Origin of the sequence: Clostridioides difficile ATCC 9689 = DSM 1296, from assembly GCF_001077535.1 — a bacterium.
GTDB classification, from domain to species: domain Bacteria; phylum Bacillota; class Clostridia; order Peptostreptococcales; family Peptostreptococcaceae; genus Clostridioides; species Clostridioides difficile.
Window position 1 is genome coordinate 2,851,679 of the sequence record NZ_CP011968.1, and the last position, 25,413, is coordinate 2,877,091.

Annotated in this window: 18 protein-coding genes, 2 pseudogenes and 1 other annotated feature; of the genes and pseudogenes, 5 read left to right on the plus strand and 15 right to left on the minus strand. The window is 27.2% G+C overall.

What is annotated here, in order from left to right:
- Positions 1 to 2: 2 nt before the first annotated feature.
- Both dapF and ltaE read right to left on the minus strand, forming a co-directional pair.
- Complete coding sequence (gene dapF, locus CDIF1296T_RS13670; protein ID WP_009897787.1) at positions 3 to 833, minus strand: diaminopimelate epimerase; 831 nt, start codon at positions 831 to 833, stop codon at positions 3 to 5.
- Positions 834 to 1,119: 286 nt separating this feature from the next.
- Positions 1,120 to 2,154 (minus strand): low-specificity L-threonine aldolase, encoded by a 1,035-nt coding sequence (ltaE, locus tag CDIF1296T_RS13675; RefSeq protein ID WP_003431180.1) that lies wholly within the window; start codon positions 2,152 to 2,154, stop codon positions 1,120 to 1,122.
- Positions 2,155 to 2,449: 295 nt separating this feature from the next.
- Between ltaE and CDIF1296T_RS13680 the strand changes: the two genes are divergently transcribed.
- Complete coding sequence (locus CDIF1296T_RS13680; RefSeq protein ID WP_009897789.1) at positions 2,450 to 4,225, plus strand: Rqc2 family fibronectin-binding protein; 1,776 nt, start codon at positions 2,450 to 2,452, stop codon at positions 4,223 to 4,225.
- Between the two features lie 214 nt (positions 4,226 to 4,439).
- Here the strand turns inward: CDIF1296T_RS13680 and cplR are convergent, their stop codons facing one another.
- The 10 genes from cplR to CDIF1296T_RS13730 form a co-directional block, all read right to left on the minus strand.
- Positions 4,440 to 6,092 carry an ABC-F type ribosomal protection protein CplR gene (cplR, locus tag CDIF1296T_RS13685; protein WP_009897791.1) on the minus strand — a complete coding sequence of 551 codons (1,653 nt, stop codon included), beginning with the start codon at positions 6,090 to 6,092 and terminating at the stop codon, positions 4,440 to 4,442.
- Positions 6,093 to 6,390: 298 nt separating this feature from the next.
- Positions 6,391 to 7,602 carry a uracil-xanthine permease family protein gene (locus CDIF1296T_RS13690; protein ID WP_009897793.1) on the minus strand — a complete coding sequence of 404 codons (1,212 nt, stop codon included), beginning with the start codon at positions 7,600 to 7,602 and terminating at the stop codon, positions 6,391 to 6,393.
- 284 nt (positions 7,603 to 7,886) lie between these two features.
- Positions 7,887 to 8,420, minus strand: coding sequence for a bifunctional pyr operon transcriptional regulator/uracil phosphoribosyltransferase PyrR (gene pyrR / locus CDIF1296T_RS13695; RefSeq protein WP_003431186.1), 534 nt, complete (start codon positions 8,418 to 8,420; stop codon positions 7,887 to 7,889).
- 359 nt (positions 8,421 to 8,779) lie between these two features.
- The gene (locus CDIF1296T_RS13700; protein WP_004454913.1) at positions 8,780 to 9,727 is read right to left on the minus strand and encodes an RluA family pseudouridine synthase; all 948 of its coding nucleotides are present in this window, start codon (positions 9,725 to 9,727) and stop codon (positions 8,780 to 8,782) included.
- Positions 9,696 to 10,142, minus strand: coding sequence for a signal peptidase II (lspA, locus tag CDIF1296T_RS13705; RefSeq protein WP_004454916.1), 447 nt, complete (start codon positions 10,140 to 10,142; stop codon positions 9,696 to 9,698). Before lspA ends, CDIF1296T_RS13700 begins: the two co-directional genes overlap by 32 nt.
- A gap of 306 nt (positions 10,143 to 10,448) precedes the next feature.
- Positions 10,449 to 11,228, minus strand: a complete 780-nt coding sequence (locus tag CDIF1296T_RS13710; RefSeq protein WP_009897794.1) for a polysaccharide deacetylase family protein — start codon at positions 11,226 to 11,228, stop codon at positions 10,449 to 10,451.
- A 54-nt stretch (positions 11,229 to 11,282) separates the two neighbouring features.
- The gene (locus tag CDIF1296T_RS13715; protein ID WP_009903274.1) at positions 11,283 to 11,765 is read right to left on the minus strand and encodes a TraR/DksA C4-type zinc finger protein; all 483 of its coding nucleotides are present in this window, start codon (positions 11,763 to 11,765) and stop codon (positions 11,283 to 11,285) included.
- Positions 11,766 to 12,030: 265 nt separating this feature from the next.
- Positions 12,031 to 13,452, minus strand: coding sequence for a carbon starvation CstA family protein (locus tag CDIF1296T_RS13720; RefSeq protein WP_004454919.1), 1,422 nt, complete (start codon positions 13,450 to 13,452; stop codon positions 12,031 to 12,033).
- A gap of 145 nt (positions 13,453 to 13,597) precedes the next feature.
- Entirely contained in the window at positions 13,598 to 14,368 is a 771-nt protein-coding gene (locus CDIF1296T_RS13725; protein WP_009897796.1) for a LytR/AlgR family response regulator transcription factor, read from the minus strand.
- Between the two features lie 4 nt (positions 14,369 to 14,372).
- Positions 14,373 to 15,575, minus strand: coding sequence for a sensor histidine kinase (locus CDIF1296T_RS13730; RefSeq protein ID WP_004454923.1), 1,203 nt, complete (start codon positions 15,573 to 15,575; stop codon positions 14,373 to 14,375).
- 865 nt (positions 15,576 to 16,440) lie between these two features.
- Here CDIF1296T_RS13730 and cdtR point away from each other — a divergent pair.
- From cdtR to CDIF1296T_RS19575, 3 genes and pseudogenes are all read left to right on the plus strand, one after another.
- Positions 16,441 to 17,187 carry a LytTR family response regulator CdtR gene (gene cdtR / locus CDIF1296T_RS13735; RefSeq protein WP_018112857.1) on the plus strand — a complete coding sequence of 249 codons (747 nt, stop codon included), beginning with the start codon at positions 16,441 to 16,443 and terminating at the stop codon, positions 17,185 to 17,187.
- A 388-nt stretch (positions 17,188 to 17,575) separates the two neighbouring features.
- Positions 17,576 to 18,101: pseudogene (locus CDIF1296T_RS19775) on the plus strand (ADP-ribosyltransferase family protein); the annotation flags it as partial.
- Positions 18,094 to 19,661: pseudogene (locus tag CDIF1296T_RS19575) on the plus strand (iota toxin protein Ib); the annotation flags it as partial. The pseudogenes CDIF1296T_RS19775 and CDIF1296T_RS19575, both read left to right, overlap by 8 nt.
- Before the next feature lie 651 nt (positions 19,662 to 20,312).
- Here the strand turns inward: CDIF1296T_RS19575 and trpS are convergent.
- The 3 genes from trpS to CDIF1296T_RS13770 all read right to left on the minus strand — a co-directional run bounded on the left by trpS (position 20,313) and on the right by CDIF1296T_RS13770 (position 23,812).
- Positions 20,313 to 21,314, minus strand: a complete 1,002-nt coding sequence (gene trpS / locus CDIF1296T_RS13760) for a tryptophan--tRNA ligase (RefSeq protein ID WP_004454934.1) — start codon at positions 21,312 to 21,314, stop codon at positions 20,313 to 20,315.
- Between the two features lie 22 nt (positions 21,315 to 21,336).
- Complete coding sequence (locus tag CDIF1296T_RS13765; RefSeq protein WP_003416187.1) at positions 21,337 to 22,035, minus strand: 5'-methylthioadenosine/adenosylhomocysteine nucleosidase; 699 nt, start codon at positions 22,033 to 22,035, stop codon at positions 21,337 to 21,339.
- Positions 22,036 to 22,077: 42 nt separating this feature from the next.
- Positions 22,078 to 22,318: a binding site (T-box leader), on the minus strand.
- 90 nt (positions 22,319 to 22,408) lie between these two features.
- Positions 22,409 to 23,812: an APC family permease gene (locus tag CDIF1296T_RS13770; protein WP_003426910.1), complete on the minus strand. Its 1,404-nt coding sequence runs from the start codon at positions 23,810 to 23,812 to the stop codon at positions 22,409 to 22,411.
- Positions 23,813 to 24,308: 496 nt separating this feature from the next.
- Between CDIF1296T_RS13770 and CDIF1296T_RS13775 the strand changes: the two genes are divergently transcribed.
- On the plus strand, positions 24,309 to 25,385 hold the full coding sequence (locus tag CDIF1296T_RS13775) for a M24 family metallopeptidase (protein WP_003426912.1): 1,077 nt from the start codon (positions 24,309 to 24,311) through the stop codon (positions 25,383 to 25,385).
- Positions 25,386 to 25,413 lie beyond the last annotated feature (28 nt).

A 25,413-nucleotide genomic window follows, 5' to 3' on the forward strand; every position in this document is an offset into this window, starting at 1 on the left:
AATTAAACCTCCAAAATACCTTCACATATTTTTACTGCTGGACCTGTCATATAAGAGAAATCTCCTACATCTATTTTAACTGTTCCACCTTGAGACGTTACATTTACACTACTTTCTACCATATTAAGTAAATTGCACACTATTGCTGATGCAGTCATACCAGTACCACAACCTAAAGTATATCCACAACCTCTTTCCCAAGTATAAACATGTATATTATACTTATCTTCTACCTTTACAAAATTTACATTCGTTTTTTCAGGAAATATTTTATTATTTTCAATCTCTTTTCCATATTTACAAACATCATCTACATCTAATTCATCTACTATAACTACTGTATGAGGAACCCCCATCAACATAGAAGTAACTTTAAGCTCCCTATCTAAAACCTTTATACTTTCTTGCACAAAACGTTCTTTATTTGTAAGTACAGGAACGTCCTTAGCTATAAAACTTCCTTTTCCCATATTGACTCTTATAGAGTTTATTTCTCTATTGGTAAGATTTATTTTTATATCTTTTATACCATCTAATGTATCTACTGTAAAACTTTCTTTTTTAACTATACAATTATCATAAACAAATTTACAAAAACATCTAAGGCCATTTCCACACATAGCTGCTCTTGAACCATCAGAATTATAATATACCATTTCTACATCTGCAACTTTTGAATCTTTCACAACTAACAATCCATCCGCTCCTACAGAAAATCTTCTATGGCATACTTTTTTTGCTAAAGCAGTATAATCAGATGGATTTATCTGGTCGAATCTTCCATCTATTGCTATAAAATCATTTCCTATTCCATGTAGTTTCCAAAATTTCATAAGTATCGCTCCTTCGTAAATTAACGCTTAAACTATTATAACATAAAAAAATTCCCATAAACTTATAATTTATGGGAAAAGTTTTGTAATGACAACTATAATTTGAGGATGTGAGGGAGAGTTGCCATTACAATTAGGGTAATTATATTATGTTTTTAAGCTAGTTCTTTCTATGTTTATATATTAATATTTCTATATGAATTTTATGTATGTTTTATTTAAACTGTCTATGAATTTTTTAATTAAACATCTGGTAACTAGCTATAATCCTTCTAGTAGATATCTATTAACATACACCTATTAATTCTTTAAGTGTTTTTAAAACATAGTCTAAATCTTCCTTAGTAATATCTACATGAGTTACAAATCTATATTCACCATTTTCCATTTTATTAATTTTTATATTTCTTTCAAAAAATTCTTTTATTAAAACATCCTCTTTTATAATATCTTCACTCATCTTAAAAAATACCATACTTATATCTGGATTAACATTGTTTACTTCAATGCCATCAATTTTATTTAATTCACAAGCTAAATATTTTGCATTTTCATGGTCTTCATTCAATCTTAAAGTCATTTTTTCAATGGCAATTATACCAGCTGCTGCAACTATACCTACTTGTCTCATTCCCCCACCCATAACTTTTTGCTTTCTTCTAGCTTTTGCTATAAATTCTTTACTTCCAGCAAGTATAGAACCCATTGGTGCAGCTAAACCTTTTGACACACAGAACATAACACTATCACAACACTTTGCTATTTCTTTAGCTTCTACACCCAAAGTTAATGCTGCGTTAAATAATCTTGCTCCATCTAAATGTACTGGTAAGTTATGTTTCTCAGCTATTTTTTTAATTTCTCTTAAATTATCAAGACTCACAACTGTTCCACCTGAATATGCATTTTCTACACATATAAGCCCTGTCTGTGGTTCATGTATGTCATCTCTTCTAATTGCCTTTTCAACAAGTTCAGGATTTAGAGCTCCACTTTCGTCTTCATCTATAGTTCTAAGCTGAACTCCAGCTATTACAGCAGGTGCCCCAACCTCATGAGTCACAATGTGATAACCTTTACCAATAATTATTTCTTGCCCTCTTAGGCAATGAGTAAATAGAGCTAATTGATTCCCAAAAGTTCCACTTGGAAGGAAAATAGCATCTTCTTTTCCAACTTTAGCTGCTGCTAATTCTTCAAGTTTATTTACAGTAGGGTCATCTCTAAAGATTGAATCTCCAACAGGAGCCTTTGCCATAGCTTCTCTCATTTCGTCAGTAGGCATAGTAACAGTATCACTTCTTAAATCGATAAATCTCATTTTTTCAACCTTCTTTCATATTTATATACTATAGAACCTTAAAATTGATTTTTTCTGTAAAGTTCATATACTTTCATAGCTTATACTCTACACAATAATTATACTATATTTACTTTATATTTAATCTACTTTAAATTATTAATTTTAAAAATAAAGTTTCCTCTCTAATAAATATAAATAATTATACAATTTAAATATTAATCTCTATTGTTTAAATTCCCCCTAGTCACAAAGCGTATATTATGTGTATAATTAATTTACTGACTCATTTTGGTCAAAGAAAGGGGTGCTATAAATGGCATTAGATGGATTAGTTATACATTCAATAGTCGATGAATTATCATCAAAACTTACAGGTGGAAAAATAGATAAGATACATCAACCTGAAGATGATGAGGTAATTTTTAATATAAGAAATAATAAAGAAAATTTTAGATTGGTTTTAAGTGCAAGTGCCTCAAATCCTAGAGTTTATCTTACAAGTAATTATCAAAAAGAAAACCCTCTAAAAGCGCCTATGTTTTGTATGTTACTTAGAAAATACATACAAGGTGGAAATATAGTAGAAATTTCTCAAATAGGTTTTGAAAGAATAATAAAAATAAGCGTTGAATCTTTAGATGAATTAAAAGAAAAGACAGTTAAAAATATTATGATTGAAATTATGGGAAGACATAGCAACATAATAATAACTCATGGTGAAGAAAATAAAATTATAGATTCTATAAAAAGAGTCCCTTTTAGCATAAGTAGAGTTCGTCAAGTTTTACCTGGTCATGATTATTCATTACCACCAGAACAAAACAAACTCAACCCTCTTGATGATATATCTAAGGATTTGTTTATTAAAAACCTAGAGGAATTGGAAGGACCTATCTTTAAGTCTATATATTCTAGATTTCTAGGTATAAGCCCTATTATAGCTAAAGAAATTTGCTACAGAGCAGGTGTAAATCAAAATGCTATCATAAAGGATATATCTGATGAACAATTTGATTCTTTACACAAAGTATTTTGTAATTTATTCAATGATATAAATTCTAACAAATACTCTCCTTGCATTATTATAGATAAAAAGGTGGATAAGGTAGTTGATTTCAGTTGTATAAACCTTACATTATTTAGCGATTTATCATATATAAATAAGGATAGTATGTCTCGTATTCTGGAAGATTTCTATAGAACTAAGGATATTAAAGATAGAATTAATCAACGTTCATCTGATTTAAAGAAGAGTATATCTGTTAAGCTTGATAGACTTTATAATAAACTTAAAAAACAAGAAGAAGAATTATCAGAATCCGAAAATGCAGACATTTATAAGATAAAAGGAGAATTGATTACTTCATATATTTATATGGTAGAAAAAGGTATGGAAAGTATTGAAGTTGCTAACTTCTATGATGAAAATTGTAATGATGTAACAATAGAATTAAATAAAAACTTGACACCATCTGAAAATGCTCAAAAATACTTTAAAAAGTATAACAAAATGAAACATGCTAAAGTCGAGATATCTCATCAAATTTCCTTAAATAAGGAAGAAATAGATTACTTAGAAAACATAATTTTAAGTATTGAAAACTGTGAAAATTTAGCTGAATTACAAGATATAAAAGAAGAACTTGCTAAAGTTGGATACATCAAGACTCAAAAGAAAAACAGTAAAAAGGATACTATCCCATCTACAAAACCTCATGAATTTGTGTCTTCTGATGGATTTAAAATATTGGTTGGTAAAAACAATAAGCAAAATGACTATCTTACACTAAGACTTGCTGATAATGATGACTTATGGATGCATACAAAGAATATTCCTGGTTCTCATGTAATAATAAAGTGTGCTGGTAAGGAAGTCCCTGATAATACTGTATTTGAAGGAGCTATGCTAGCAGCATTCTTTAGTAAGTCAAAACTTTCTTCTCAGGTGCCTGTAGACTATACTAAGAGAAAAAATGTGAAAAAACCTAGTGGTTCTAAACCAGGTATGGTTATTTATGAAACTAACAGTACTATTTATGTTACTCCTGAAGAAGAAACAGTAGCCAAGCTTAAGGTTAAATCTGAATAAATTCTGCACTAAATACAAAATAAATGTTAGACAACTACACATTATCATTCTAAATAAAAATAGTGGCCTTCTTATAAAGTACAATAATAGGGCCACTTTCTAATTAGCTTACTTTTAATTTTCTAACAAAATACTTTTCTGTTTTAATAACTATACTTATATTCCCAACAAATATTTTCAGTTTTCTTATATAGATGTAATTAAAAAGTTAACACTAAAAGCTATTTTTTAATTTAGTGATTTGTTTTAGTAATTCATTATATTCTGATTCATACAATTCTTTTTTTAGATTATCTTTTTCTATAGATAACATAGATATAACAGTTGTAAGTCTATTTTCTAATACTAGAAGATTTTCTTTTTTGATTTGGTTTTCTCTACTAGGAGTTTTTTTATTTCTGCTAATTATATATTCGTCATAATTACAATCAAACTCCCTTATTTTAGCATCTTTTATCTCTATAATATAGTTACAAATATGTGATACAAATACTCTATCATGAGACACTATAAGCATAGTTTTATCAGTATTTATCAGTGCCTTTTCCAGTGCTTCCATAGATTTTATATCTAAGTAATTTGTTGGTTCATCAAATACTAAAAAATTATTATCTTCCAATATTATTTTACATAGTGCTATTTTTACCTTTTCTCCACCACTAAGTACTTTTACTTTTTTGTAGACATCATCACCTTTAAACCCAAATAGGCTTAAGTTTATCCTTATAAAAGATTCATCAAATGAACTATTAACTTTAGTATTGTATAGAACACTCTTTTTCTCATCTAATAAACTTTGATTTTGGTCAAAATAACCTACTTTTACCTTGTTATTTATTTTTATATTGTCATTTTTATCAGCCAATATTTCTTTTATCAGAGTACTTTTTCCACACCCATTATCACCTAATAATGCTATCTTTTTACCTCTTTTTATCTTAAAGGAAACATTATCTAACAGGAGCTTATTTTCTAACTTTAGAGTCATATCTTTTATCTCTACTAGATTTTTGCTAATTATCTCCATACCATCTTGAATCTTAATGTTCATTTCTTTAGAAACTTTAGGTTTATTCTTTACCTCAAGTTTATCAATTCTGCTTTTTATAGCCTTCACATTTGAGTCCAACTTTTTCTTATTAGTCTGACCACCCATTTTGTGCAACCTAGCTTCTGAATTACCCATTCTTTTTGGTGTTTTTCTTATGCCCTCACTTAAAGCTTTTTTATATAAAAGAGCTTTTTCAAGCCTTTTTTTCTCTTTAACATATTCTTGATACTCAAAATCAGCTCTTTTTACTTCTTCATCTTTTTGCATTAAATAATCAGTGTAATTGCCTTTGTAAGCTTTTAGTTTTCCATCTTCTAGTTCTAATATAGTTGTACATAACTCATCCAGAAAACGTCTATCATGAGATATTAATAATAATGCTCCCTCATGCCTTTTAAACATATCTTCCAAAACCCCAATGCTTTTTTTATCTAAGTTTGAAGTTGGCTCATCAGCTATTATGATATTTTTCTTATTACTCAGCGCATCTGCTATTTTTAACTTAACCTTTTCCCCTCCTGATAAGTGTTCTTCAAATTTATCTGGAGCATTTAAAAGACTCTTCTCCTTACTATGACCACATGTTTCAATATTATTTTCACTCTGACTTATATAAGAATAGCTTTCTGTAAGGTAAGTATATCCTTCATCAATTTCTATTTCTCCCAATATTGCTTTTAATAATGTTGTTTTTCCTTGACCATTTGAACCAACTAGACCTATTTTGTCATTTTCTAATATTTCAAGTTTATCTATATCCAAAATTAATTTATCTGCATAATATTTCTTTAAATTCTCTACTTTTACTAACAACATAAAAAATCCCTCCTTAACACACTTAAATATAAGGAGAGATTCTATAAATAGGCATAACAAATAAACGTATAGACTATAATCTACTCTCCTTAATTTAAGCATTGCAAATAAAGCCACCAAAATAGGCTTTTCAAAAATTACAATACTTTAAATTATAAAAAATAGATTATATTCTCATTGTCCTAGTTACCTTGCCCTTTCTTTCATTTATTTTTAATCATTATATCAACATTAATTACAAATGTCTATAGAAAATTAACTAATTTTAGTTATTCAATATAGAACTTATTCTTTAAATTTATTCTTCTTCAACTTTAAAGTCCTGATTATTTAAAATTCTGTTTAATACAATTCCAACAATTGCAGCTAAACTAAGACCAGTTATCTTTACTGTACTTGTTATAGGGATTCCAACAGAAATACCTTTATTAGATAAATATGTTGTTCCAAGACCTATTAATAATATAACTGCTATGATTAATATATTTATTTTACTTTCTACACAAGAACTGTCCCTTATAGTTTTTAATCCTACATAAGTTATCATCGAAAATAGCATTATACTAATTCCACCCATAACTGAACCTGGTATACTTTGAAGAAATCCACCAAACTTGCCTACACATGCAAGCAATATAGCAAATATTGCTGTACGTCTAAGTATTGAAGGGTCATAGTTTTTAGTTATAGCAAGTACTGCTGTATTTTCTCCATAAGTTGTATTGGCTGGTCCTCCTAAACACCCTGCAACTATAGTCGCAAATCCATCCCCAAGTAATGTTCTATTTAATCCGGGATTTTCTATAAAGTTTTTACCTACTACAGCACCATTAGTAGTCATATCTCCTATATGTTCCATAAATACAGCTAATACAACTGGAGATATAATCACAATTGCTCCTAAACTGAACTTAGGAACTGTAAAGTTAGGTATTGCAAATAAACTTGCTTCTGTAATAGTAGTTATATCTACTAATCTTAATATCAAACAGATTATATACCCAGAAAAAACTGCTATTAATATTCCTAATTGTTTTATAAATCCTCTACCAAACTTATTGGTTAAAATTGCTATTGCTAAAGTTATAAATGCTATTACAAAATTGGCTGAAGCCATACTAAAAGCTGTTGGCAATAAATTTAATCCTATAACTACTATCATAGCTCCTGTAACTTGTGCAGGAAAATATAATTTAATTTTATTTACACCAACTACTTTTACTATAATCGACATTATAATATAAATTAATCCTGCTACTATTATACCACCTTGAGCATATGCTAAATCTCCACCATACGCCTCTTTAGCTGCTAGTATAACTGGTATAAACGCAAAACTTGAACCTAAAAAGGCAGGTACTTTTCCTTCTGTACAAAAATGAAATATCAATGTACCAACACCAGCACAGAAAATTGCAACTGATGGATTAAAACCTGTCAAAATGGGAACTAATACTGTCGCTCCAAACATGGCTAATAGATGTTGTAAAGACATTATCGTTTTTTTCATAAAAACCTCCAAAATTATTATATATAAATAAACCCTCTGTTTAATTAATATCTTTTAATTAATTATCATTCCCTAGATTCTATTTTTTAACCTCTATATACTTATTATATAATTTATCATTATTTTACATTTTACGACATCAAAAACTCAAATAAAGGAGAATAAAAACTACATTAAGACTCACATCCATAAAATTATAATATTTATTTTGTGCAATCTATGTAAGCTTTATCCTCCTCCCTGACTATTCAATGCTAAGCTTTTTATATAATACTTAAAAATAATTACTCTTTGATTGTAACTGAATCTTCTCCATCAATTTCTAATAAACTGACAGATATAATTTCATGTCTAGAAGTAGGTACATTTTTTCCTACATAATCTGCTCTTATAGGCAACTCTCTATGCCCTCTGTCCACTAGCACTGCTAATTGTATTGATTTAGGTCTTCCTATATCTATAATAGCATCTAGTGAAGCTCTCACAGTTCTTCCAGTGTATAAAACATCATCAACTAAAACTACTGTCTTATCATTTACATTAAAATCTAAATAAGTTCCTTTAACTACAGGTTCAACATGAATTTTTTCCAAATCATCTCTATACAAAGTTATATCAATATCTCCTGTATCTACTTTTGTTCCTTCTATTTGTTCTATTTTCTTAGAAATTCTATTTGCAATTGGCACACCTCTAGTCTTTATTCCAACTAAAACTAGATTTTCTACACCTTTATTTCTTTCAATTATTTCATGACTTATTCTAGTAATTGCTCTTGCTATTGCCTTTTCATCCATTAATTGAGCTTTTTCTACCATATCATAATTATTGTCAAAGATATAATATATCTATTTGACAAATCTACTCCTTTCTTTTAATTTTTTATAAATTTATTTTTATTTAAAATTTCAATTTAAACAACAAAAAAACTTCTCATCACAAGACAAGAAGCTCTTATATAAAAAATATACAGTGCAATTTAGCAATTGTCTTACGATATCTCTGTATCGTTTAAAGATAATTTTTTAATCTATCAAATCAAATTATATATTTATATTTCAAATTTTTCAAGCTTTTTTAAACAAAATACTTTAATATAAGATATTTTATTTAAATTTCACTAAATTTATTTACTTATATAAAAACAAAAAATAATTTATAAGTATTATACAAATGGTTATTTTATCTTTTTAATAACTTCCTTAAAATACTCAGGTAATTCTGAATTAAATTCGATATATTCCTTAGTAGTAGGATGTATAAATCCCAACTTCTTAGCGTGCAAAGTTTGTCCTTTTAATTTAAATTTAGTTTCTTTTGGACCATATACATAATCACCTAAAAGTGGGTGATTTATAGACAAAGCATGAACTCTTATTTGATGAGTTCTACCAGTTTCAAGCCTAGCTCTCATATGTGTAAACTTATCAAATCTTTCTACAACTTCAAAGTGAGTGATTGCATTTTTTCCATCTTTTACTACAGCCATTTTTAATCTATCCTTAGGATTTCTCCCTATAGGTTTATCAACAGTTATTTTATCTTCTTTAACCACACCATAGCATATAAATTCATACTCCCTAGTTATAGTATGTTCCTTTAACTGTTCTGCTAGAAAATTATGTGCATAATTGTTCTTAGCTATCATAAGAAGACCAGAAGTATCTTTGTCTATTCTATGAACTATACCAGGTCTAATAACGCCATTTATTGATGACAACTTATCTTTACAATGATATAAAATCCCGTTTACTAACGTATTTTCATAGTTTCCAGGAGCAGGATGGACAACCATATCCTGAGGTTTATTTATTATTAAGACATCATCATCTTCATATACAATATCTATTGGAATATCTTGAGGTAAAACTTCTAATACTTTAGGTTCTGGTATCTCTATAACAATATTATCTTCCTCTTTAACCAGATATCTAGCTTTTTCTACTTTATTATTAACCTTTACTTTTCCATCTTTTATAATTTTTTGTATATAACTTCTTGACATATCACCTAATTGTTCTGCTAGATAAATATCAAGTCTAACTTCTTCTTCCTCTTCAAGTACTAAAAACTCTTTTACTTCATCCATTATATCACCTACTTTTACTTTCAAAAAATAAAACATATATACATAAAAACACAGTTCCTACAACTACAAATACATCAGCTATATTGAATACATATTCCCATATAATTCTAAAGTCGAAGTAATCTACTACAAAACCTAATCGTACTCTATCAATTAGATTTCCCAATGCACCAGATATAATTAATATAATTCCCAACCTTCCAAATATATGTACTTTCCTTGTATTAAGATAGTATAGTCCAAATACTGTTGCAAGTAATGCAACAATTATAAATATCCATTGATTATTTTGTAATAATCCAAATGCTGCACCTCTATTTTCGACATAAGTTAAATGAAATACATTATTTATTATTGGTATTGTTGATACATCCACCAAATTATTCAATACCCATATTTTAGACAGTTGGTCTAAACCTATGAGTAGAATTATTATTAATATATATAGCAATGATTTTTCCCCCTATAAATTATTTAAAAACCAATTTTATTTGAAGCACACTATTATTATACAAAAAAAATGCTCTAAAGAGCAACTTTATTAAAATTGTATTTTCTTAATAAAGCTAGAACAAAATTTAAAATAGTACTACTTTTTTTATATTGTAGATTTCTACATATTTAAAATCATATCATTATGTATAAAAAATTTAAAAATACCATACTAATCAATATTTTTTGTGTATTTTATAGATTAAAGATTAATGATGTCTGTAATTTAAACTTACAATCACCACTAATCTTCAAACAAATATTTTTACTTTTGCACTTGCTTATTTTTATCTAAATGTTGTATAAGTTCAGATACTGTTACGAATTTATATCCTCTCTCTTTTAATTTAGGAATTACTACTTCTAAAGCTTGTATAGTTTGTGATTTATCATTTCTTTTAGTGTTATAATCATGTAAAAGTATTATATTACCATTTTGGACCTTTGTAAGGATAGTATTTATAATTGCATCTACTCCAGGGTTAGACCAATCTCTAGGGTCTAAGTTTGACCAAAGAATTATATTCATGCCTTTAGAAACTATAATATCACAGACACTTTTACTCATGGCTCTATATGGAGGTCTAAATATCTTTGGTTCTACTCCTATTACACTTTTTATAATATTTTGCGTATCTGTTATTTCTTTTTCAACACTACTATAACTATTTTTTGCAACATTTATATGTGTAAATGTATGATTCCCTATTTCATGCCCCCCATCATATTGTCTTTTTAATAATTCTTTGTTATATTCTACTTTTTCTCCAACTACAAAAAAAGTTGCTTTTACATCATTTTTCTTTAATATATCAAGTACTTGTGGTGTAAAATCCTCATCTGGACCATCATCAAAAGTCAATGCTAAAATTTTTTCATCCTCATTTCCTTTTTTTATTATTACATCTTCATAATCGTCTTTTATATTGTCATTTAAACTATATGCTTCTTTTGAACTATCTTGATTATGTGTATTATGACTATATGTATATACACCTACTATAGATAATAAACATATACATATACCCCATATTATTTTCTTCATGTCATTACCTCTTTTCTAATTCATTCTAGCAATATATTTTATAATGTCAGTTTTTTAATCTCTCAATATTCCATTTTTATTTAAATCAGTTAAATTTGTTAGGTCTTCTGAATAAAAGTTAGAATCTTCTACATCAGGGTTTTGCATTGCATCACCTAATAAATTATTTTCTTTATTTGCACAATCATTACATAAACTTGTATCTGGCAATATATCCAATCTTTCTAAATCTATTTGATTATGACATAAATCACAAATTCCATATGTTCCATTCTCTATTTTAGATAATGCTAAGTCTATTTGATACAATCTTCCCTCTTCATGATTTATTAGACTGTTTTGCATATTTTGCATATATAAATCTGTTCCCATGTCTCCTATATGATTATCATAACTAGATAATTCTCCTGATGAATACTTTTCACTTGTATGTTTAGTTGTATCTCCAAATAAAGTATTATCTTTCATATCCTCTACTAAATTAGTTAAATTTTCTCTTTCTTTCAATAATTTATCTTTATATTTTTTAGTATCCATTTTTAACACCTCTAATTTTAATATTTACATCATAAAAATAGTATGTGGAAAAGTAAATTAAACATACAATAAAAATAAGATTTGATTCGAAAAATAGAATGTCTCAAAATGAAATTTTTAGTTCATTTAACCCTCTTTTTTATATAAAATCAAATATATTTTTATCCTTTCAGCAATAAAAAAGAGACTTATCTCTATTTTGAGATAGCCTCTTTTTTGAACATAATTTAAATACAATTTTTTGATTTTTATAGTTATTATTTTACTAACTTGCCAATTTATGATTATTTTGTTCCTTAATATGCTTTGCTTTTTTAAAGAATAAAAGACCAAGAATTATTGCTACAATAACACCTATTCCATTAGATATATTAACTGGTAGTCTAAATCCTTCTTTTGCTTGCATTATATAACTAAATGTTACTACAGTCATAAAAAGTGCTGGTAATGTAGTTATATAATGGTTTTTATTTGCTTTGACTAAATATGCAGAACCAGTCCACAACATTATCATTGCAAGTGTTTGATTTGCCCAAGAGAAATATCTCCAAATTATATTAAAATCTATAAATGTAAGAGCAACACCAACTGCGAATAATGGTAAAGCTATTAAAAATCTATTTTTGACTGCATCTTGATTATAATTCATTGCATCTGCTATTGTCAGCCTAGCACTTCTAAATGCTGTATCTCCAGAAGTTATAGGACATGCCACAACTCCAAGTATAGCTAAAGCTCCTCCAATAGGACCCATTAATCCAACAGATACTGTATTTACTACTGTTGCTGCTCCACCATCATTAAATATCACATTAAGTTGAGGTATGCCATGGAAATATGACATGGCTGCTGCTGCCCAAACTAAAGCTATTATACCTTCTGCAACCATTGACCCATAAAATACTGGTCTTGCCTCACTCTCTTTCTCAACACATCTCGCCATAAGTGGTGATTGAGTTGCATGAAAACCTGATATTGCTCCACATGCTATTGTTATAAATAAGTATGGGAATAAAGGTGTTCCATTTGGATTCATATTTTGTAAATTTATATTTGGTATGTTATACCCCTTTATTATCAATCCTCCAGCTACACCTACTGCCATAATTAATAATGCTGCTCCAAATAAAGGATATATTTTACCAATCAATTTATCTATTGGTAAAACCGTAGCCATAATATAATAAAGTATTATCACTCCAACCCATATTTGTGCGTTTACACCTGTCAATGTCTTTAATAATCCTGCTGGACCTGTTACAAATACAACTCCAACCAATACTAAAAGAATAACACTAAATATTCTCATTGCTATTTTTGCACCATTTCCTAGATAAAGTCCTACCAACTCTGATGCAGATGTACCTTTGTTTTTCATTGATAGATATCCTGAAGCAAAATCGTGTACTCCACCAGCAAAGATTGTTCCAAACACAATCCATAAAAATGCTGATGGTCCAAATAATGCTCCTTGTATAGCTCCAAATATCGGACCTAACCCTGCTATATTTAGAAACTGAATTAAAAAGATTCTCTTCCATTTCATTGGCACATAATCTACTCCATCCCTACAAGCTATAGCTGGAGTTTGATTTTTGTCATTGGTTCCAAAAACCTTTTCTACAAAAGTACCATAGACAAAATAACCTACTATAAGTACTACTATTGAACCTAAAAAGCTTACCATAAATTCATCCCCTTAGTTTTTATATAATTGCTTTATAAATTTTTATGAGTTTAAGAAAACTATTTCCAGTTCAAATAGTAATACTTTTTTATGCTAATATAAATATTAATTACATTAAGTGCATATTTAAGTACATGAAATGACTTTATATATGCATTAACAGCCTAAATTCTTTTACTTTGCTTCTACTTACAGTTACTTCATAATCACTATTTTTTAATTTTAATATGTATGTATTATTAAACCATGGTATAATTTCTTTTACTTTGGTTAAGTTTACGATATAAGACCTATGTGTTCTAAAAAATGTTTTATCATTTATAAGATTTTCGACTTCTGATATGCCTTCTTTTAATATAAACTTTTCTTTCTCAGTATATATAAATGTCTGCCTTTCATTAGCTTCACAGTAATATATATCATCAATATCTATTACAACTAATTTATCACCTTTCCAAAGGCTAATTTTATGTGTTATTTCTTCTATCTCCTGATTTACTGCTTCCTTCTTATATTTGTATAAATTACTATTTACATTAGATAGTTCAATATCACTCATCTCACTTTTTTCTAATTTATTCAGCATAGAAATAATTCTCTCTTCAGAATATGGTTTCAATATATAATCAAATACATCCAAAGAAAAAGCATCTACTGCATAACTTTCATATGCTGTTATAAAAACAATTTTAGGTCTTGATTTAAACTGATTTAATGTTTTTGCAAGTAGCATTCCATCAAGATGAGGTATATTTATATCTAAAAAAATTACATCTATTTTATTTTCCTGAATAAAGTCTAACACCTCTATACCATTGGTAAATTCACTTACTACCTCGATTCCACTTTTATTTTCAATAAAATATCTCAATTCCTTTCTTGCTGGAAATTCATCTTCCACTATTATAGCTCTCATACTTCTACTCCTTTACATAAAATACTATCAAAGTCCCATTATCTATTCTTCTTATATTAAGCCCTCTTCCATACATCAGTTTAAGCCTTAAATGTACATTATAAAGCCCAATCTTATTTTCTGGCATATTATCTTGATATACATTATTTATAATTTCCTCACTTATACCTATACCATTATCCTCTATTGATATTCTCACAGTATTTTCTAATGAATACGGTAACTTTTTTATGGATATTTTCACTACACCAGCTCTACCACTTTCTAAAATACCATGTATTATTGCATTTTCCACTAATGGTTGTATAATCAAACTTGGAATCTTTATATTTACATCTTCTATATCATAAGATACAGTTAGTAATTCTCCAAACCTAGCTTTTTCTATCTCTACAAAAGATTTAACTTGTTCAATCTCTTTATTTATATCAATTAAGTTATCACTATATTCAAGATTATATCTTAGATAAGTTGATAAATTTATTATTAACTCTCTAGCCTTATCTGGACTAAATCTTATAAATGAAGCTATTGTGTTTAGGGAATTAAACAAAAAATGTGGATTAATTTGTCTTTGAAGTGCTTTTATTTCTGCTTTATTTCTCGCTTCTATATCTTTTTTATCTTTCTCAATCCCCTCTACTATAGATATAACAAATCCTATTCCAATCTGCCCAACTATTAAAGGTAAATATATTCCACCGATTATTTGAATTGCTAAAGAATGTGGATATGATATTAAGTATATAAGTAATATAGTAAAACTTTCAGAAATCATGCCTACCAATATTCCATACATTACTCTATGTTGTTTTGGTATCCTCTTATATAGAAATCCTGATAATACACCTGCTAGTATACTTGATAAAAGACATGGAACAGATGTTATCCCCCCAATATCCATAAAATATCTATGAATCCCTGAAAAAACTCCTGCTGTAATACCTACCATCGGACCAAATAAAATGCCACCTGATACTATAGATATTATTCTAGTGTTTACTATTGACCCCATATAATTTATACCACTATAAGTTCCAAATATGGCTAAAAAAGTAAAAACTAATGCTATACAGACCAAGTCATTAAAACTATATTCTTCCTTTTGAAATATCTGCTTAAATATTTTTAACTTTGTTATTAGAAGAAACAATACTACAATAAGGCTTGTCTTTTCTATTAATGCGATTAAAATTGATGTTTTCATAATCCCCCTTTAAAAAATAAATTTTTACACACTCTAAATTTATTATGGTTGTTATAAATTACATATTTGAAGTAATCCTATCACAAAACTTTCCACATTTAATCTTTTAATTAAATAAGAAATAGTTGTACTTCTATTAACAACTAATACTAGCTAGCATAAGCTTGTAATAACTTGTAGTTATTATTAACTTTACAATTCTAGTATTTAATTTTATACTTTAGAAATCTCTTTTCTTAGAAATAATACTTTCGAATATCATATAATACAATATTATGTAGATTCTTACTCATACAACATATTTCTTTAAAAATTTTATACTATTCTTTGTTCAAATATCTCATTTGATTTAATTGTGTTAAACACACATTATCATCTCTCTGTTATATATTTATTATATAGCCGTATATCGATAAAGTAAATAAATCCCATATTTAAAATAATATGTTTGACAATAAATTATTATAATGTATATTTACCATAATAATTTGTCAACCTTGAAAGTTACTTCTATAATTATTGTTAAATAATTCTTCTAAAAAAAATACCTATAAATTTTATTTTCTGAAATACATAGTTATAACTATTTTTATCACGTATAAGAATAAAAATTCCAGAAAATTTTTATTATCTAAGTTAATATAAAACATATTATTTAATATAAATAAATTTTTTATAATAATATATTGATTTAATTTACTTTATTATTGTAAACTATAAGTATAAGATATACTATATAAACAAGCATAAATATACCTTAATTCTAACTATCCTTAATCTTATTTATCTCCTAGTGTTATTTTATGTATTTTCTATAAAATACTTTTGTTTTTTTACTTTTGAATTTTTTATAGGAGGGTATTTAGTGGATATATTAATCTTTGATAATGATGTTTGTTTTGGAATGAAACTAAAAGAAAAAATAAATAATATTTTAATAAAAGAAGGTTTTGATAATGATGTTGTAAGATTATATCATAATGCAAATTTGTTATTAAAAGAGCTTACTGAAAAAAATAAAGTAAGAATATATTTTATAGTTGTAGACGCAAAATATAAGATAAGTAATGAATTATCTGATGGATTATGGATAGCACAAAAAATTAGAGAATCAGATTATATTAGTCCAATCATATTTCTTACAAATCATATAGAAATGATTTTAGGGATCTTCGATTATAGGTTAGAAGTTATGGACTTTATACTAAAACATGATATGGAAATTGCTGAAAGTAAAATAAAAGCTTGTATTAAAATTGCTCACAAAAGATACATTAAAGAAAAAAATTATCGCTCTAATTTTTTTACTATCTATTCAGATTTCTCACTATGGAAAATTTCATTTGATGAAGTTATATATTTTGAAACAAGCACTATTCCACATAAAATAAAATTAGTGACTACTTCTAGAATATTTGAATTCTATAAAAGTTTAAAGTCTTTACCAGATTTAGATGCATGCTTTATCCGTGTACATAAATCTTTTGTAGTTAATAAATATCATATTGTTTCTCTCGACCTAAAGAAAAATAATATTAAAATGAGTAATGGCCATATATGTCGTATATCTAATACATATAGAAATATTTTAAAGAATATTATTAAAACATAATAAATAGAAAAAGGAGATGTCTCAAGATAAAAATTTGAACCATCTCTTTTTTATACAAAAAGAGTAATCCCTAAGAATCCTCTATATAATAATCATATTGTGAAAAAACACATACTGACTATATCATATATAACTACTATTAGATATTATAACAATTGTTCCTAGATTATGATTCGATAAGATAGCTCATTAAATCATAAAAGTACGAAATAGTCTCTTTAAAATATTCAGTTGTTATTTTGTACTGACATATCATATAAATACATATTTTTATGATATATACCTACATATTTTATGAAATTTATATAAAAAATTCTTATTTAGATTATATAATCTAAATAAATTAAAATTCAAAAGTTAACTAAACTAATATTTGTAGGGAGAATAAATGAAAAAATTTAGGAAACATAAAAGTATTAGTAATTGTATATCTATATTGTTGATATTATATCTAACTTTAGGTAGTTTGTTACCTAATAACATTTATGCACAAGATTTACAAAGCTATAGTGGAAAAGTTTGTAATACTACTTACAAGGCTCCTATAGAAAGATCAGAAGGATTTTTTTAAAGATAAAGAAAAGGCTAAAGAATGAGAAAGAAAAGATCAAAAACTTGAAAAATCTGAAAAAGAAGTATTAGGATCATATAAAAAAGATTCTATAGAGATAAGCAAATATTCTCAGACAAGAAATTATTTTTATGATTATCAAATAGAAGCAAATTCTTGAGAAAAAGAATATAGAGAACTTCGAAATGCTATATCAAAAAATAAAATAGATAAACCTATGTATGTATATTATTTTGAATCTCCAGAAAAATTTGCATTTAATAAAGTAATAAGAACAAAAAATCAAAACGAAATTTCATTAGAAAAATTTAATGAGTTTAAAGAAACTATACAAGACAAATTATTACCATACAACAGATAATTCAACTGCTGTTCAAAATAGCAATGGATAATCATGAAATACTGGATTAAGTATAAACAAAGGAGAATCTGCATATATAAATGCAAATATTAGATACTACAACACAGGTACTGCACCTATGTACAAAGTGACACCAACAACAAATTTAGTGTTAGATGGAGATGCATTATCAACTATCAAAGCACAAGAAAATCAAATTGGCAATAATCTATCTCCTGGAAATACTTATCTCAAAAAAGGATTTTCACCTATGGCTCTTAACACAATGTATCAATTTAGTTCTAGACTGATTCCTATAAATTATAATTAATTAAAAAAATTAGATGATGGAAAGCAAATTAAATTAGAAACAACACAAGTAAGTGGAAATTTTGGTACAAAAAATGGTTCTGGACAAATAGTAACAGAATGAAATAGTTGGTAAGACGATATAGGTCAAATTGACAGTATTTCTGTATCTATTATATTAGATACAGAAAATGAATCTTACAAAAGAAGAATTACTGCTAAAAGTTTACAGGTCCCAGAAGATAAAACACCTGAACTTACAATTGGAGAAGCAATTGAAAAAACTTTTGGCACTACTAAAAAAGATGGTTTGTTATATTTTAATAATATACCAATAGATGAAAGTTGTGTTGAACTCATATTTGATGATAATATAGGCAATAAGATTAAAGACAGTTTAAAAACTTTGTCTGATAAACAAATATGTAATGTTAAACTTGAAAGAGGAATGAATATACTTATAAAAACACCAACTTACTTTACTAATTTTGATGATTACAATAATTACCCTAGTATATGGAGTAATGTTAATACTACAAATCAAGATGGTTTAAAAGGCTCAGCAAATAGATTAAATGGTGAGACGAAGATTAAAATACCTATGTCTGAACTAAAACCTTATAAACGTTATGTTTTTAGTAAAATTCAAAAAATCCTTTAACATATAATTCAATAATTGTAAATATAAAAGTAAAAGAAGAAAAAACGGATTATTTGGTACTAGAACAAGGATATACAAAATTTAGTTATGAATTTGAAACTACTGAAAAAGATTCTTCTAATATAAATATAGCATTAATTGATAGTGATACAATATACTTAGATAACTTATCTATTACAGAGCTAAATAGTACTCCTGAAATACTTGATGAACCAGAAGTTAAAATTCCAACTGTTCAAGAAATAATAGTTACACATAAAATATATTCTGCAGATTTTAAATTTAATCCAAGTACAATAAAGGCTTATATAAATGGTATGTATTTTACACCAACATAAACTAATAAAGAAGCTCTCGATTATGTCCAAAAATATAGAGTTGAAGCTACTTTACAATATTTTGGATTTAAAGATATTGAAACTAAAGATAAAGAATTGCGTAATTATTTAGGAGATACAAATCAACCTAAAACTGATTGTGTTAATCTTAGGAGTTATTTTACAGGTGGAGAAAATATTATGACATACAAGAAATTAAGAATATATACAATTACTCAAGATGATAGAGAGTTATTGGTTCTTAGTGTTGATTAGTATCAAATGATTTAAATTTATCCCCACAATACAATATGTATTTACCTTATAAAGTATTAAAAAATTAACTTTATAAGGTATTTTTTATTTAAATATTATCTTCTTCTAATATATTCTTTTTTAGAACTATATTGTATTAAAAAGATAATTATCTGTATCATATCACCTATATATAAACATAAATTCATTTAATTATATAAATTTAAAAAATATTTTTTTGATATATTATTGACAATTTTCATTATAAGAGTTAAAATTAACTCATAAATTACATATTGGGTATAAAATACAATGTATGTTAGAAGTTGTTTCAGAAGGCTATGGTTTTCTGATTTTTTTATGCTCAGTAGTGATATGCAAAAAAGACAAAGTTGACATCAGTTAACTTTTACCTTTATTCTACTTTCCCCAAAGTAAGAATAATCTAACCCCTTTGAGATGAGCAAAAGCTCATCTTTTTTTATTATCAAAAGATGCTGTCTCAAAATAGAGATAATCCTCTTTTTCATTGTTGAAATGATTAAAATATATTTTATTTCATACAAAAAAGAGTGCCTCATGAACAAAAGTTCACTTTGAGACTCTCTCTTTCATATCATATACCTTTTTAATAACTTTAAAATTTATTTATCAAGTAAAGATAGCTAATAATTAGTATCTTCTCTCTATAAATCCAACTTTTTTATAAACTTTTCTAAGAGTTTTTCTAGCTTGTTTTTCGGCTTTTTCTGCTCCCATACTATATATTTTTTCTAAATAATCTTTATTATTAAGAAGGTCAACATATTTTTCTCTTATAGGTCTTAAAGCTTCTGATACTACTTCAGCCACATCTTCTTTAAATATGCCATAACCCTTTCCTTCATACATGTTTACAATCTCTTCTACACTCTTTTTACTTAAATTAGAATATATATCAATTAGATTTTTAATACCTGGTTGTTCATCATTGTATTTTACAACACCTAAAGAATCAGTAACACTTCTTTTTATCTTTCTCTTTATAGAATCTGAATCATCTGCTAATAGTATAAATGCATTTTCATTTGAATCGGATTTACTCATTTTTTTAGTTGGCTCTTGCAAACTCATCACTCTTGCTCCACCTTTTGGGTAGTATCCTTCTGGAACTACAAAAGTAGGTGAAAATCTATTATTAAATCTATTTGCTAAATCACGAGCTAATTCTAAATGTTGTTTTTGGTCATCTCCAACTGGAACTAGGTCAGTTTGATACAACAATATGTCAGCAGCCATAAGAACTGGATATGTGAATAAACCTGCATTTAGATTTGCTTCACTCTTTTGTGATTTATCTTTGAATTGAGTCATTCTACTTAATTCACCCATATAAGTCATAGTATTCAATACCCACATAAGTTCAACATGCTCTTTGACATGTGATTGTATAAATATAGTATTTTTTTCTGGGTCTAATCCACAAGCTATATATTGAGCAAGTAATTCTATAGTATTGGCTCTTAAAACTTTAGGGTCTTGAGGTACTGTTATTGCATGTAAATCAACTATACTATAATAACAATCATAATTGTCTTGAAGTTCAGTCCAGTTTTTTATAGCTCCTAAATAATTTCCTAAAGTCATTTTGCCTGATGGCTGTGCTCCACTAAATATAACTTTTTTTTCACTCATTTTTTTGTACCTCCTTATATATTTATATTGATTTTAACATATTTAAAACTATGTCTTTAGAGTTATTGGCAGCATCATGTACAAATACATCATAAGTAACATCAGCACTTCCATCTGCCTTATCAGACATTGCTCTTATTATTACAAATGGAGTATTATTTAAATAGCATACATGAGCTATAGCTCCACCTTCCATTTCTCCACAATATCCACCAAAATCATTTACTAATTCTTCTTTTAATTCTTTAGAATTTATAAATTTATCTCCTGTAACTACTCTTCCTTTTAATACTTTATGAGTCTTTACTTCTTCCACAGAAGATTTGTAAGCAGCATCTATAAGTCTTTCATCTGCTTTAAATACAGAAGTCTTCATTCTTGGTATAACTCCCTTAGGGTCTCCAAATGCTGTAGTGTCTACATCATACTGTATAGCATCAGTTGATATTACTATATCATTAACATCAAGTTTTTCGTTTAAAGCTCCTGCAACACCTGTATTAACAATAGCATCAACCTTAAATTCGCTTATTAGTATCTGGGCACAAAGAGCAGAGTTAACCTTACCTATGCCACACTTTACTAATACTACATTCTTACCTTCCAAAATTCCCTTATAAAATTCTAAGCTAGCTTTTTTTATAGTCTCTCTAATATCCATTAAATCAACTAAAATACTAACTTCTTCATCCATTGCACCTATAATTCCTATTACGTTCATTTTTCCTCCTAAATTTTCTATATTAAAAAATCCGTCCTAAATCAATAGGACGGATATATTTTCCGTGGTACCACCTAAATTTATATACACTCAAAATTGAATATATATATCTTAATATATGCTATAACGTGCATACACGATATCAAATACTCTGTAATCTTAAATTACATTTCATTTTACTCCTCAAAGACCCATTCAATAAATACTTTTTATTAAGTTCTCAGCATCCTTAATTCTCTGTGCAAAAATATATTTATTTACTATTTCTTATCTCAGGATTTAATTTATTAATTTCTTTATTTTATAATATTCCTTACACTATAAATTGTCAACTATATATTATAATATCCAAAAGAAATTTTTAAAATACATTTTATTTAGCTGTTTTCTTTTCATATCTATTCCATAACCATAGACCAGATAATATAACTAGAAGACCTCCACCAATCATCTCTATCTCATATATAACATTTTCAGCAAATGTAGGCATAACTGGTGCTGCAGATAATAATATACCCACTACAGTTACAACTAAAACCATTTTTGCTAAACCTAGGCAAGTACTTGTTGATTTTGCCATAGTATAAGGTCTAATTTCATCTGGTCTCTCTTTTCTTAGTTTAATATAAGAAGCATATAACAATACATATGGGAATAATGCAGTTAATGCTGTCATAGTTACAAGAACATTGTATATAGCATCAACAGAAGGCATTAATGTAGTCACCAATAGTATTATAGTAACTATTATTGCTTGAAGTATAACTGCTTTAGAAGGTATCTTGTGTTCATTTACCTCTACTAAACTATCTGGAAATATTCCTTTTTTAACACTACCAAATAACATTTTTATTGGTGATGCTATGTAAAGAACTATTGCTCCTAATACTGAAAAAGCTATACCAAAAGCTATTAATTGAACCAACCAAGAACCAATTCCTAAAGACGCACAAACAGCAGAAAGTGCATCTAATACACCTTTAGAAGCAGTAATTTGGTCTGGTGGTATTATCATTGTTATTGCAATTGAACCTAATACATATAATGAAGCTACTATTCCAGCTGATATTAATATTGCCTTAGGGAAGTTCTTTTCAGGCTTATCTATTTCTGTTATGAAGTTAGCAGCAGTCTCTGCTCCTGCTAAACCAAACATTATAGCTGATATAGCAACAAATGCATCCATATTAAGTTTTGGAGTCATTGAAGCTATTGTGTATGTAGAAGCTATATCATGTTTTTTCAACACAAATACTGCTACAAATGAAAATATTATAAGTATAGCACTTGGTATTGTTGAACCTAATGCACCTGTATTAGTAAATATTTTTGTAAAACTTATTCCTTTAGTTGCTATAAGAGATAATGCCCAGAATATTATTAAAGATAATATAAGTACAAACATCTTATTATCAGCAAGGGCTGGATTTCCTATTGTATAAGAAACATTTACTGCTAAGAAAGTTAAAAATGAAGAATACCAAAATATTTTAGCTGTCCAGTTTAACCAAGAAACTAAAAATCCATACTTTTCTCCAAAGGCTTCCTTAACCCAATCGTAAAGACCTCCATCACCTTTTTGATATGTAGAAGCTAATTCAGCACAAATTAAAGCTCCTGGTACAAAGTATATAAATGAGAATAATAACCACATAGGTATTGCACCTAATCCTAAACCAAAGCTTGATGCTGTAGATTTAGCTATCCATCTTATACCATATAAAGCTGATACATTCATAAATACCAAACTCCATAGGCCTATTTTTTTCTTTTCCATCCTAATTTAATTTCCCCTCTCTATTAATTATTTTAAATTTAATTTCAAAATTAATAAAATAGATTCATTATTATTAAACTGATATTTTTCAAAATATTTGCATATTCAAAAACAGTTTTAATAATAAACCTTAAATACTTTGAAATCAAATCTTATTAAAAATGATAAATTTAAAAGTTTTACCACTTTAATTCTAATGATACTAAATTTTTAAAATTGTTTCAATATTATTTTATTATAAAATTTTATTTATTATTTTTCATTAGTATATAAAAAGATAAAATACATAACTTTATAGACTTAATTTATTACTTTTATAGAATTTTCACAATAAAAAGTCATTTTACTTCCGTATTTAATGCAAAAGTAGAGATTAAACTTAATATAAAAAATATATAACAAATTTTTTTTATATTTCTAGAAGAAAAGTATACTCTTTTTTGTTTAATAATGCTAAAATTGATTTGTATTGAATTTTGATTAGGAGGAAATTATTATGAAAGCTCAAAGATTAAATGCTGTACTTGAACAAATGAAAAAAGATGATATTTCTCAAATGTTAGTAAGTGACCCTACTTCTATATTTTATCTTACAGGAGTACTAATCCATCCAGGCGAAAGACTATTAGCATTATACTTAAATTTAAATGGCAATAATAAATTATTTATAAATGAATTATTCCCAGTTTCAGAAGATTTAGGTGTTGAAATGGTTTGGTTTAATGATACTCAAAATCCAGTAGAAATAATAACTGAACATATAGACAAAAATGCTACTATGGGTGTTGATAAAAACTGGCCAGCTAGATTCTTATTAAACTTAATAGAATTAGGTGGAGGAAGTAAGTTTGTAAATTCATCTTATATAATAGATACTTTAAGAATGTGTAAAGATGAAGAAGAAAAAGAGTTAATGAGAATAGCTTCAAAATTAAATGACAAGGCTATGGAACAACTTAAAGCTACTGTTTCTGGTGAACTTACAGAAAAACAACTTGTTGGTAAATTATCTAAAATATATGAAGACCTAGGTACTGATGGATTTTCATTTGACCCTATTATAGGTTTTGGACCTAATGGAGCTAATCCACATGGTGAACCTGGAAATGCACTTGTGAAACCAGGAGATGCAATAATCTTAGATATAGGTTGTATAAAAGATAACTATTGTGCTGATATGACAAGAACTGTATTCTATAAAGAAATACCTGAAAAAGGTAGAGAAATATTTGAAATAGTTCTTGAAGCTAATAAGAGAGCTGAAGCTATTGTAAAACCAGGTGTTAGATTCTGTGATATAGATGCTGCTGCTCGTGACTACATAACTGAAAAGGGATATGGACAGTACTTCACTCATAGAACTGGTCACTCTATAGGACTTGAAGTTCATGATAAAGGAGATGTATCTTCTATAAATACAGATACTGTACAACCAGGAATGATATTCTCTATAGAGCCAGGTATATATTTACCAGGTGAGTTCGGAGTTAGAATAGAAGATTTAGTACTTGTTACTGAAGATGGTTGTGAGATATTAAACAAACATGACAAAGAAATATGTGTAGTTGGTTAATTCTAAAATCAATTTGATAAAATTAAAA

Excerpts from the sequence above, each read along its gene's own strand:
- CDIF1296T_RS13720 (WP_004454919.1), bottom strand. The coding sequence starts at position 13,452 with ATGGTAAGCTTTTTAGGTTCAATAGTAGTACTTATAGTAGGTTATTTT.
- cplR (WP_009897791.1), bottom strand. The coding sequence starts at position 6,092 with ATGTTGTTAGTAAAAGTAGAGAATTTAAAGAAATATTATGCAGATAAA.
- CDIF1296T_RS13765 (WP_003416187.1), bottom strand. The coding sequence starts at position 22,035 with ATGAACGTAATAGGAATTATAGGTGCAATGGATGAAGAAGTTAGTATT.
- CDIF1296T_RS13730 (WP_004454923.1), bottom strand. The coding sequence starts at position 15,575 with ATGAAAACATCAATTTTAATCGCATTAATAGAAAAGACAAGCCTTATT.
- CDIF1296T_RS13725 (WP_009897796.1), bottom strand. The coding sequence starts at position 14,368 with ATGAGAGCTATAATAGTGGAAGATGAATTTCCAGCAAGAAAGGAATTG.
- CDIF1296T_RS13775 (WP_003426912.1), top strand. The coding sequence starts at position 24,309 with ATGAAAGCTCAAAGATTAAATGCTGTACTTGAACAAATGAAAAAAGAT.
- CDIF1296T_RS13680 (WP_009897789.1), top strand. The coding sequence starts at position 2,450 with ATGGCATTAGATGGATTAGTTATACATTCAATAGTCGATGAATTATCA.
- trpS (WP_004454934.1), bottom strand. The coding sequence starts at position 21,314 with ATGAGTGAAAAAAAAGTTATATTTAGTGGAGCACAGCCATCAGGCAAA.
- CDIF1296T_RS13715 (WP_009903274.1), bottom strand. The coding sequence starts at position 11,765 with ATGGATACTAAAAAATATAAAGATAAATTATTGAAAGAAAGAGAAAAT.
- dapF (WP_009897787.1), bottom strand. The coding sequence starts at position 833 with ATGAAATTTTGGAAACTACATGGAATAGGAAATGATTTTATAGCAATA.
- CDIF1296T_RS13770 (WP_003426910.1), bottom strand. The coding sequence starts at position 23,812 with ATGGAAAAGAAAAAAATAGGCCTATGGAGTTTGGTATTTATGAATGTA.
- pyrR (WP_003431186.1), bottom strand. The coding sequence starts at position 8,420 with ATGGTAGAAAAAGCTCAATTAATGGATGAAAAGGCAATAGCAAGAGCA.
- ltaE (WP_003431180.1), bottom strand. The coding sequence starts at position 2,154 with ATGAGATTTATCGATTTAAGAAGTGATACTGTTACTATGCCTACTGAC.
- CDIF1296T_RS13700 (WP_004454913.1), bottom strand. The coding sequence starts at position 9,727 with ATGTTTTATTTTTTGAAAGTAAAAGTAGGTGATATAATGGATGAAGTA.
- CDIF1296T_RS13710 (WP_009897794.1), bottom strand. The coding sequence starts at position 11,228 with ATGAAGAAAATAATATGGGGTATATGTATATGTTTATTATCTATAGTA.
- CDIF1296T_RS13690 (WP_009897793.1), bottom strand. The coding sequence starts at position 7,602 with ATGAAAAAAACGATAATGTCTTTACAACATCTATTAGCCATGTTTGGA.